This window comes from Kitasatospora sp. NPDC015120 (assembly GCF_043080305.1).
Taxonomy (GTDB): Bacteria; Actinomycetota; Actinomycetes; order Streptomycetales; family Streptomycetaceae; genus Kitasatospora.
The window spans coordinates 116,968-128,287 of record NZ_JBIBVJ010000010.1 but is presented as its reverse complement, the minus strand read 5'-3'; the positions used below and the strand labels follow the sequence as shown (position 1 = coordinate 128,287).

The 11,320-nt window shown below is 76.7% G+C and carries 1 protein-coding gene; it reads right to left on the bottom strand.

Features of this window, described 5'->3' with window-relative positions:
- Window positions 1–44: 44 nt before the first annotated feature.
- A complete protein-coding gene (locus ACF1AK_RS22715) occupies window positions 45–11,315 on the bottom strand; it encodes a type I polyketide synthase (RefSeq protein ID WP_391500633.1) in 11,271 nt (3,756 codons plus the stop codon).
- Window positions 11,316–11,320: the final 5 nt, after the last annotated feature.

Genomic DNA, 11,320 nt, shown 5'->3' with positions numbered 1-11,320 from the left:
AGTCAGGAAGTGCTGTCGCACTGCGGTCCGGTGGAGCCACAGGGTCAGGAGGCGTCGAGCTCCTGGTCGATCAGCTCGAAGATGTCGTCGACGGTCGCGCTCCGGAGCCGCTCGTCCGAGGCGTCCGCGTCCGCGCCGTCCCCCTCGTCCGCCGGGGTGCCGGCGAGCCCGGCGAGCACGGCCTGCAGCCGGGTGCGGACCCCGGAGCGGACGAGTTCGTCGTCCGCCCCGATCGCCGCGAGGACCGCCTCCAGCCGGTCGATCTCGCCGAACACCGCCACGGCCGGCTCCACCTGCTCCGGCGCGAGGCCGGTCCGGATCCGCTCCGCGAGCGCGAGGGGGTTCGGGAAGTCGAACACCAGCGTCGCGGGCAACCGCAGCCCGGTGGCGGCACCGAGCCGGTTGCGCAGTTCCACGGCGGTCAGCGAGTCGAAGCCCAGGGCCTTGAACTCGCGGCCGCGCTCGACGTCCTGCGGTCCGCCGAGCCCCAGCACCGCCGCCACGTGCGTGCGCACGACGTCCAGCAGCAGCCTGGTCTGCTCGTCCTGGGGCAGACCGTCCAGCCGGTGCCGGAGGGTGTCCGCGCCGCCCGTCGCGGCCTCGGCCGTGCGCCGGGCGGGCGTACGGACCAGGCCGCGCAGGATCGCCGGGACGGCGGCCGCGGCGGCGCCCCGGTCGGCCGCGGAGTCGAAGCGCACCGGCACCGCCAGGGCGTTCTCCCCCGCGCGGGCGGTGTCGAAGAGCGCCAGGCCCTCCTTCGCCCGGAACGGGACCAGCCCCGAACGCGCCATCCGGTCGCGGCCGGACGCGTCCATCCCGGCCGCCATCCCGCCCTCGGCCCAGGGGCCCCAGGCCAGGGCGGTCGCGGGCAGGCCGGCCGCCCGGCGGCGCAGGGCCAGCGCGTCGAGGAAGGCGTTGGCCGCCGCGTAGTTGCCCTGCCCGGCGCTGCCGAGGGTGGCGGCGACCGAGGAGAACAGCACGAAGGCCGACAGGTCGAGACCGCGGGTGAGCTCGTCCAGCACCAGGGCCGCGTCCACCTTCGGGCGCAGCACCGCCGCCAGCCGCTCGGGGGTCAGCGAGGTCACCGTGCCGTCGTCCAGCACCCCGGCCGCGTGGATCACGGCGGTCAGCGGGTGCTCGGCCGGGACGGCCGCCAGCAGCGCGGCGACGGCCTCCCGGTCGGCGGCGTCGCAGGCCGCCAGGGTCACCTCCGCCCCCAGCTCCGTCAGCTCGTCGCGCAGTTCGCGGGCCCCCTCGGCCGCGGGACCGCGCCGGCCGGTCAGCAGCAGCCGCCGGACGCCGTGCTCGGTCACCAGGTGCCGGGCGACCACGCCGCCGAGGGCGCCGGTGGCTCCGGTGATCAGCACCGTGCCCTGCGGGTCGAGCGGCGCGGGCACGGTGAGCACCAGCTTGCCGGTGTGCCGGGCCTGGCTGAGGTGGCGCAGCGCGTCCGGCGCCTGCCGCACGTCCCAGCCGGTGACGGGCAGCGGCCGCAGCACGCCCCGCTCGAACAGCTCCACCAGGGCGCGGAGCATGGCGCCGATCCGGTCCGGTCCCGCCTCGATCGTGTCGAACGCCCGGTAGGACGCGCCCGGGTGGGCCGCGGCGATCGCCCCGGCGTCCCGGACGTCGGTCTTGCCCATCTCCAGGAAGTGCCCGCCGTCGGCGAGCACCCGCAGCGAGGCGTCGACGTACTCGCCGGCCAGGGAGTTCAGGACGACGTCCACCCCGCGCCCGCCGGTCGCCGCCAGGAAGTGCGGCGCGAAGTCGAGCGTGCGGGAGGAGGCGAGGTGCGCCTCGTCCAGGCCGTCGGCCCGCAGCGCCGGCCACTTGCCGGGGCTCGCGGTGCCGTAGACCTCGGCGCCGAGGTGACGGGCCAGCTGGGTGGCCGCCATGCCGACGCCGCCCGCCGCCGAGTGCACCAGCAGCGACTGGCCCGGGCGCAGGCCGGCCAGGTCGACCAGGGCGTAGTAGGCGGTGAGGTAGGCGATCGGCGCGGACGCGGCCTGGGCGAAGGTCCAGCCGCGCGGCACGGGGGCCACCATGCGGTGGTCGGCGACCGCGAGCGGCCCGAAGGCCTCGGGGACCATGCCGAAGACGCGGTCCCCGACGGCCGTGCCGGTGACCCCGGGCCCGGTCTCGACGACGACGCCAGCGGCCTCGCTGCCCAGCGAGGCGGCCCCCGGGTACATGCCCAGGGCGATGAGCGCGTCGCGGAAGTTCACCCCGGCGGCCCGGACGGCGATCCGGACCTGCCCCTCGCCCAACGGGGCCGTGGCGGCCGGGTTCCCGGTCAGCGCCAGGCCGTCCAGGGTGCCCGTCCCGTCGGTGGTCAGCCGCCAGCCCGCCTCGCCGGGAGCGGGGTGCAGGGCCGCGCCGGGCTCCGTGCGGGCCAGCCGGGGGGCGTGGGCGGTCCCCCGGCGCACCGCGAGCTGCGGTTCACCGGCGGCCGGCACGGACATCAGGGCACGCACCGAGTCCGGGTGGCCGTCCAGGTCGACCAGCAGGATCCGGTCCGGGTTCTCGGACTGGGCGGAACGCACCAGGCCCCAGGCGGCGGCCTGGGCCGGGTCGGCCACGGACTCGCCGGGCTCCGGGGCGACCGCGCCACGGGTGAGCAGGACCAGCCGGGACCGCGCCGTGCGCTCCTCCGCCAGCCAGGCCGTGACCAGGGCGAGGACCTCACGGGTCGTCCGGTGGACGTCGGCGGCGCGCTCCCCGCCGGGGGCCACGGGGGCGAGCACCAGCGGCGGGGGCGTGGCGCCGGCGTCCAGGGCGGCGGTGAGCGCGGTGAGGCCGGGGTGGACGGTGAGCCGGGCGCCGGCCGCCGCGAGTTCGGCGGCCGGCCCGAGTTCGGCGGCCGGCGCGGTCGCGAGGATGCCCGCCGGGTCGTCGGGAGCGGCGGTGCCGAGCAGGACCCAGTCGGCGTGCTCCGCGTCGGCGGCCGGCGCGGCCGGCAGGGCGACCGTCGGCCAGGTGAGCCGGTAGAGCGCGTCCTGCTGCTCGGCGCGGCGTGCCCGGGCGAGCCCGTCGGCGGCGACGGGGCGCAGGACCAGCGAGTCGACGGTGGCGACGGGCCGGCCGGTGGCGTCGGCGGCCAGCAGCGAGACGGCGTCCGCTCCGGCCGACGTCAGCCGCACGCGCAGCGTGCCCGCGCCGGTCGCCGCGAGCCGCACCCCGCTCCAGGAGAACGGGATCCGCCCCTGGCCGGTGTCGGGCAGCAGGCCGCCCAGGCCCACCGCGTGCAGGGCCGCGTCCAGCAGCGCCGGGTGGACGCCGAACCCGTCGACCTCCGTCCCCTCCGGCAGCGCGACCTCGGCGAACACCTCCTCCCCGCGCCGCCACACCGCGTGCAACCCCTGGAACACCGGGCCGTAGCCGAACCCCAGCTCCGCCAGCCGCTCGTAGAAGCCCTCGGTCGTCACGGCCTCGGCCCCGCGGGGCGGCCAGGGCGACAGTTCCTCGTCGGACGCCGGCCCGGCGGTGACCAGGGCGCCGGTGGCGTGCGAGGTCCAGGCCTCGCCGGCCTCCTCCGCGCCGTCCGGCCGGGAGTGCACCTGGACGGTGCGGCGGCCGGTCCCGTCGGCGGCGCCCACGGTGATCTGGATCTGCACCGCGCCCTGCTCGGGCAGCACCAGCGGTGCCTGGAGGGTCAGCTCCTCCAGCAGCTCGCAGCCCACCTCGTCGCCGGCCCGCAGCACCAGGTCCACCAGGGCCGTCCCGGGCAGCAGAACCGCCCCCGTCACCCTGTGCTCCGCCAGCCAGGGCTGCGCCGCCAGGGACAACCGGCCCGTCAGCAGCGCGCCCTCCCCTCCGGCGAGCGCGATCGCGGCGCCCAGCAGGGGGTGACCGGCCGGGCGCAGGCCCGCGCCCGTGAGGTCGCCGGGCGCGGGCCGGGTGTCCAGCCAGTAACGGCGGCGCTGGAAGGCGTAGGTGGGCAGGTCGACGCGCCGGGCGCCGGTCCCGGCGAACACCGTGTCCCAGTCGAGGGGCGTGCCGTGGGCGTGGAGGTGGGCGAGGGCGGTGGTGAAGGACCCGGGTTCGGTGCGGTCGGCCCGCAGGACCGGAACGGCGACGGCCTCGGGCAGGGCCTCCTGCACCATCGGCGTCAGGCCGCCGGGGCCGACCTCCAGGAAGGCCGTCGCGCCCTTGGCCGCGAGCGTCTCGACGGCGTCGGCGAAGCGGACGGCGTGGCGCACGTGGCGCACCCAGTAGTCCGGGTCGGCCAGCTCCTCCGCCGAGACCAGCTGTCCGGTGAGGGTGGAGACGAGCGGCAGGGCGGGCACGCCGAAGGTGACCCGCTCCACGACCGCGCGGAAGCGCGCGAGCATCGGTTCCATCAGCGGCGAGTGGAAGGCGTGGGAGACCGTGAGCCGCTTGGTGCGACGGCCCTCCAGCAGCCCGACGACCTCCGTGACGGCGTCCTCGGTGCCCGAGAGCACCACCGAGGTCGGGCCGTTGACCGCCGCGATGCCCACCCGCTCCTCGCGACCGGCCAGCAGCGGCAGCACCTCGGCCTCCGGGGCCTGCACCGCCACCATCGCCCCGCCCGGGGGCAGCTCCTGCATCAACCGGCCGCGTGCCGCCGTCAGTTCGGCGGCGTCCGCGAGCGCCAGAACACCGGCGACGTGCGCGGCGGCGTACTCGCCGATCGAATGACCGGCGAGGAAGGCGGGACGGACCCCCCAGGACTCGATCAGCCGGAACAGCGCCACCTCGATCGCGAACAGCGCCGGCTGGGTGAACTCCGTGCGGCCCAGCAGTTCGGCGTCCTCGCCGAACACGACGTCCCGCAATGGCCGTTCCAGGTGCACGTCCAGATGGGCGCAGACCTCGTCGAACGCCTCCGCGAACACCGGGAACGACGCGAAGAGCTCACACCCCATCCCCGGCCGCTGGCTCCCCTGTCCCGAGAACAGGAACGCCGGTCCGGCGCCCGGCAGCGCGGTGCCGAGGACCACCGAGCGGTCCGGCCGGCCGTCCGCCAGGGCGCGCAGGCCCGCCATCCGGCCGGCCCGGTCCGGGGCCACCACCAGCGCGCGGTGCTCCAGGGCGGCCCGCGAGGTGGCCAGCGTCAGGCCGATGTCCGCCGCGCCGAGCCGCGGCCGCTCGGCCAGGTGGGCGTGGAGGCGCTCGGCCTGTCCGCGCAGCGCCTCCACGGTGGTGCCGGAGAGCACCCACGGGAGCCCGGCCCCGTCCGCCGTGTCCCCGTCGGCCGTGTCTCCGTCCGCCGTGGCCGGGGCCGCCGGGACCGGACCGGCCGGGGCGGGCGCCTGCTCGATGATCACATGGGCGTTGGTGCCGCTCACCCCGAAGGACGAGACGCCCGCCCGGCGCGGCCGGTCGTTCCGCGGCCAGTCGACGGGCTCGGTCAGCAGTTCCACGGCGCCCGCCGACCAGTCGACGTGCGGGGTGGGCTCGTCCACGTGCAGGGTCCTGGGCAGGACCTCGTGCTGGAGCGCCTGCACCATCTTGATGATGCCGCCGACCCCGGCCGCGGCCTGGGTGTGACCGAGGTTGGACTTCAACGACCCCAGCCAGAGCGGCCGTTCCTCGGGCCGGTCCTGCCCGTAGGTGGCCAGCAGCGCCTGCGCCTCGATCGGGTCACCGAGCGTCGTCCCGGTGCCGTGCGCCTCCACCGCGTCGACGTCCGCCGGCGAGAGCCCCGCGTCCGCGAGCGCCTGGCGGATCACCCGCTGCTGGGCGGGACCGTTGGGCGCCGTCAGGCCGTTGGACGCGCCGTCCTGGTTCACCGCGCTGCCCCGCACCACCGCCAGCACCCGGTGGCCGTGGCGCTCGGCGTCCGACAGCCGCTCCACCAGCAGCAGGCCCGCACCCTCGCCCCAGCCGGTGCCGTCGGCGGCCGCCGCGAACGGCTTGCAGCGGCCGTCGGGCGCCAGACCGCGCTGGCGGCTGAACTCGATGAAGGCGTTGGGGCTGGACATCACGGTCACCCCGCCCGCGAGCGCGAGCGTGCACTCGCCGCGCCGCAGCGCCTGCGCCGCCAGGTGCAGCGCGACCAACGAGGAGGAGCAGGCCGTGTCCACCGTCAGCGTCGGCCCCTCCAGACCGAAGGTGTAGGCGATCCGGCCCGACACCACGCTCGCCGAACTGCCGGTGCCGATGTAGCCCTCCAGGTCCTGCGGCACGCTCAGCAGCCGGGAGGCGTAGTCCTGGTAACCGGATCCCATGAAGACACCGGTCCGGCTGCCGCGCAGCGCGCCCGGGTCGATCCCGGCCCGCTCGAAGGCCTCCCAGGTCAGTTCGAGGAGCAGCCGCTGCTGCGGGTCCATGGCGAGCGCCTCGCGCGGCGAGATGCCGAAGAAGGCCGGATCGAAGTCGGCGACGTCGTAGAGGAATCCGCCGTCCGTGGCGTAGCTGGTGCCCGGCCGGTCCGGGTCGGGGTCGTAGAGCGCCTCCAGGTCCCAGCCCCGGTCCGTGGGGAACCCGGCCACCGCGTCGCGGCCCTCGGCGACCAGGCGCCACAGCTCCTCGGGCGAACGCACCTCACCCGGGTAGCGGCAGCTCATCGCGACGATGGCGATCGGCTCGTCGTCGAGGGGTGCGGCCGTGGCGGCGGCCGTGGGCGTGGCCGGCTCCACGGCGCCGGCCAGCTGTCCGCGCAGATGGGCGGCCAGCACGGCGGGCGACGGGTGGTCGAAGACCAGGGTGGCCGGCAGCCGCACCCCGGTCGCCGTGGCCAGCCGGTTGCGCAGCTCGACGGCGGTCAGCGAGTCGAAGCCGAGCTCCCGGAAGGCCCGGTCGGCGGCGACCTGCTCCGGGCCGCCGTGGCCGAGCACCGCGGCCGCCTCGGCCCGGACCAGGTCCAGCACCGCGCGCAGCTGCTCGGCCTCCCCGAGGCCGGTCACCCGCCGGACGAACGCGGGCACCGGCGCGTCGGCGGCCGGCTCCGGGCCGTCGGCGGCGGCCGCCAGCGCGGACCGGACCTCCGGCAGGTCGGCGAGCAGCGGGCTCGGGCGCACCAGGGTGAAGGACGGCGCGAACCGCGCCCAGTCCACGTCCGCCACGGTCACGGCGGTCTCCTCACGGTCCAGCGCGCCGCACAGCGCGGCGACCGCCGGCTCCGGTGCGAGCGCGGCCAGTCCACGGCGCCGCAGCCGCTCCTCGGCGTCACCGTCCTCGACCATGCCGCCGCCCGCCCAGGGCCCCCAGGCCACCGCGGTCGCGGCCAGTCCGCGGGCCCGGCGCCGCTCGGCCAGGGTGTCGAGCGCGGCATTGGCCACCGCGTAGGCGGCCTGGCCTCCGGCACCCCAGACGCCGGAGATCGAGGAGAACATCACGAACGCGTCCAGCGGCCGTTCGCCCAGCAGTTCGTCCAGGTGCCGCGCGCCCTCGGCCTTCGCGGTCACCACCCGGGCGAACTCCTCCGGCGTGGTCTCGGCCAGCAGGCCGGGCGTGCCCACGCCGGCGGCGTGCACCACGGCGGTCAGCGGGTACTCGGCCGGCAGCCCGTCGAGCAGCCGCGCCAGCGCCTCGCGGTCGGCGACGTCGCACGCGGCGACGGTCACCTCGGCCCCCAGGGCCACCAGTTCGTCGCGGAGTTCGGCCGCGCCGTCGGCCGCGAGGCCGCGCCGGCCGGCCAGCACCAGGTGCTCGGCGCCCTCGCGCGCCAGCCGCCGCGCGACATGGCCGCCCAGGGCGCCCGTACCGCCGGTGATCAGCACGGTCCCGCGCGGCCGCCGGGCGGCGGCCGCCGTCACCGCGCCCTGGGGCGCGCGCGTCAGCCTGCGGACGTAGACGCCCGAGCCGCGCACCGCCAGCTGGTCCTCCGCGCCCGCGCCGGTCAGCACGGCCGCCAGGCGGCGGGCGGCGCGCTCGTCCAGCGTCTCCGGGAGGTCCACCAGCCCGCCCCAGCGGCGGCTGTGCTCCAGTGCCGCCGTCCGGCCCAGCGCCCAGACCTGCGCCTGCCGGGCGCTGCGGACCGGGTCGGAGGAGCCGATGGAGACCGCTCCCCGGGTCGCGCACCAGAGCGGGGCGTCGAGGCCGAGGTCGCCCAGCGCCTGGACCAGCGCGAGGGTGGCGGCCAGGCCCGCCGACAGCACGGGGTGCTCGGGGTGCGGCTGCTCGTCCACCGCGAGCAGGGAGAGCACTCCGGTGACGCCGTGCTCCGGGGCGCCCTGCCCCGGGGCGAGGCCGACGAGGCCGGCGAGCACGCCGCCCAGCTGCTCGGCGACGGTCTCGCGGCCGGCGGCGGTGTCCACGGTGACCGGGACGACTTCCTCGCCGTGCGCGCGCAGGGCGGCGACGACGGCCGGGCCCCAGCCGTCGTCGTCCGGCCCGGCGGGCAGCAGGACGAGGCGGCGCCCGCCCGGGGTGGGCTCCGTGAGATCGGGGGCGGGCTTCCAGGTGATCCGGTAGCGCCAGCCATCCACCGTGGACTGCTCCCGACGGGTGCGCCGCCAGGTGGACAGCGCCGGCAGGACCTCGGCCAGCGGGGCGTCCTCGGGCACCTGGATGCGGTCGGCGAACGCGGCCAGGTCCTGCTGCTCCACGGTCTCCCAGAAGCCCGCCTCGACCAGGTCCGCCGGAGCGGCCTGGAAGGCGGAGGACTCCAGCCAGTAGCGGCGGCGCTGGAAGGCGTAGGTGGGCAGGTCGATCCGGCGGGCGCCGGTGCCGGCGAAGACCGTGTCCCAGTCGAGGGGGATGCCGTGGGTGTGGAGGTGGGCGAGGGCGGTGGTGAAGGCGGCGGGTTCGGTGCGGTCGGCGCGCAGCGCGGGGACGGCGAGGGCGTCGGGCAGCGTCTCCCGGACCATCGGGGTCAGTCCGCCGGGACCGATCTCCAGGAAGGCCGTCGTGCCGTTGGCCGCGAGGGTCTCGACGGCGTCGGCGAAGCGGACGGCGTGGCGCACGTGGCGCACCCAGTACTCGGGATCGGCCACCTCCTCCGCCGAGACCAGCTGTCCGGTCAGGGTGGAGACGATCGGCAGCGAGGGCGCGCCGAAGGTGATCCGCTCGGCGACCTCGCGGAAGGCGGCGAGCATCGGTTCCATCTGCGGCGAGTGGAAGGCGTGCGAGACCGTGAGCCGCTTGGTGCGACGGCCTTCCAGGAGTGCGACGACCTCCGCGACGGCGGCCTCGTCACCCGAGAGCACCACCGAAGTCGGGCCGTTGACCGCAGCGATGCCCACGAGCTCTTCGCAACCGGCGAGCAGCGGCAGCACCTCGGCCTCCGGGGCCTGCACCGCCACCATCACCCCGCCCGACGGCAGCTCCTGCATCAACCGGCCACGCACGGCGACCAGTTCGGCGGCATCGGCGAGCGAGAGGACGCCCGCGACGTGCGCGGCGGCGAACTCGCCGATCGAGTGACCGGCCAGGAAGTCCGCCCGCACTCCCCAGGACTCCACCAGCCGGAACAGCGCCACCTCCACCGCGAACAATGCGGGCTGGGTGAACTCCGTCCGGCCCAGCAGCTCCGCGTCCTCGCCGAACACCACCTCCCGCAACGGCCGTTCCAGGTGCACGTCCAGATGCGCGCAGACCTCGTCGAACGCCTCCGCGAACACCGGGAACGACGCGCACAGCTCACGCCCCATCCCCAGCCGCTGACTCCCCTGCCCCGAGAACAGGAAGGCGGGCTTGTTCTTCCGTCCGGCGACTCCCTGGACCAGGCCGGCATCGGCACCGTCCCGCGCCAGGGCCTCCAGCCCGCGCAGCAGCCCGTCCCGGTCGGTCCCGAGGACCACGGCCCGGTGGGGCAGCGCGGCCCGCGAGGTGGCCAGCGAGCGGCCGAGGTGGGCGGGATCGACCGCCGGGCGCTCCGCCAGGTGGGCCAGCAGCCGCCGGGCCTGCCCGCGCAGCGCCTGCCCGTCCCGGGCCGACAGCGGCCACAGCGCCACCGGCAGCCGCGACGGCTCACCCGCCGAACCGTCCGCCGGTTCCTCGGCCGATTCCTCCGTCGGCTCCTCGGCGGGCGCCGCTTCGAGGATGACGTGCGCGTTGGTGCCGCTGACGCCGAACGAGGACACGCCCGCCCGCCGGATCCGGTCCCGCTCCGGCCAGGCCACCGGTTCGGTCAGCAGCCGCACCGCGCCCGCCGACCAGTCCACGTGCGGCGTCGGCTCGTCCACGTGCAGGGTGCGCGGCAGGACGCCGTGGCGCAGCGCCATCACCATCTTGATCACACCTGCCACCCCTGCCGCCGCCTGGGTGTGACCGATGTTCGACTTCAGAGCCCCCAGCCAGAGCGGCCGGTCCTCCGGGCGGTCCTGCCCGTAGGTGGCCAGCAGCGCCTGCGCCTCGATCGGGTCACCCAGCGAGGTGCCGGTGCCGTGTGCCTCCACCGCGTCCACCTCGGCCGCGGACAGTCCCGCGTCCGCGAGCGCCTGGCGGATCACCCGCTGCTGCGCGGGACCGCTCGGCGCGGTCAGGCCGTTGGACGCACCGTCCTGGTTCACCGCGCTGCCCCGCACCACCGCCAGCACCGGGTGCCCGTGGCGGCGGGCGTCCGAGAGCCGCTCCACCAGCAGCATGCCCACGCCCTCGGCCCAGCCGGTGCCGTCGGCGGCGGCGGAGAAGGGCTTGCAGCGGCCGTCGGCCGCCAGCCCGCGCTGACGGCTGAACTCCATGAACGCGCCGGGCGTCGACATCACCGTCACGCCGCTCACCAGGGCCAGCGTGCACTCGCCGCGCCGCAGCGCCTGCGCCGCCAGGTGCAGGGCGACCAGCGAGGAGGAGCACGCCGTGTCCACCGTCACCGCCGGCCCCTCCAGGCCGAAGGTGTAGGCGATCCGGCCCGACACCACGGCGGCGGCGTTGCCGGTGCCGAGGTAACCGTCGAAGTCCTCCGGGGAGTTGGAGAGGCGCGCGTAATCCTGCCCGTTGGTCCCGGCGTAGACGCCCGTCCGGGTGCCGCGCAGCGAGCCCGGGTCGAGGCCGGCCCGCTCGAAGACCTCCCAGGTGGTCTCCAGCAGCAGCCGCTGCTGCGGGTCCATCATCAGCGCCTCGCGCGGCGAGATCCCGAAGAATCCGGCGTCGAACTCGGCGACGTCGTGCAGGAAGCCGCCCTGGCGGACGTAGCAGGTGCCGGCGTGGTCCGGGTCGGGGTCGTAGAGCGCCTCCAGGTCCCAGCCGCGGTCGGCGGGGAAGCCGCCGATCGCGTCGCCGCCCTCGGCGACCAGGCGCCACAGGTCCTCGGGCGAGGCGACGCCGCCCGGGAAGCGGCAGCTCATCGCCACGATCGCGATCGGCTCCGCGGCGTCCTCCACCAGCTTCCGGTTCTGCCGGCGCAGCCGCTCGGTCTCCTGAAGGGAGGCCCGCAGCGCTTGGACGATCTTGTCGTTCGAGGTGGTCATCATCC

Coding starts and splice junctions, on each gene's coding strand:
- ACF1AK_RS22715 (WP_391500633.1), bottom strand. CDS start 11,315: ATGACCACCTCGAACGACAAGATCGTCCAAGCGCTGCGGGCCTCCCTT.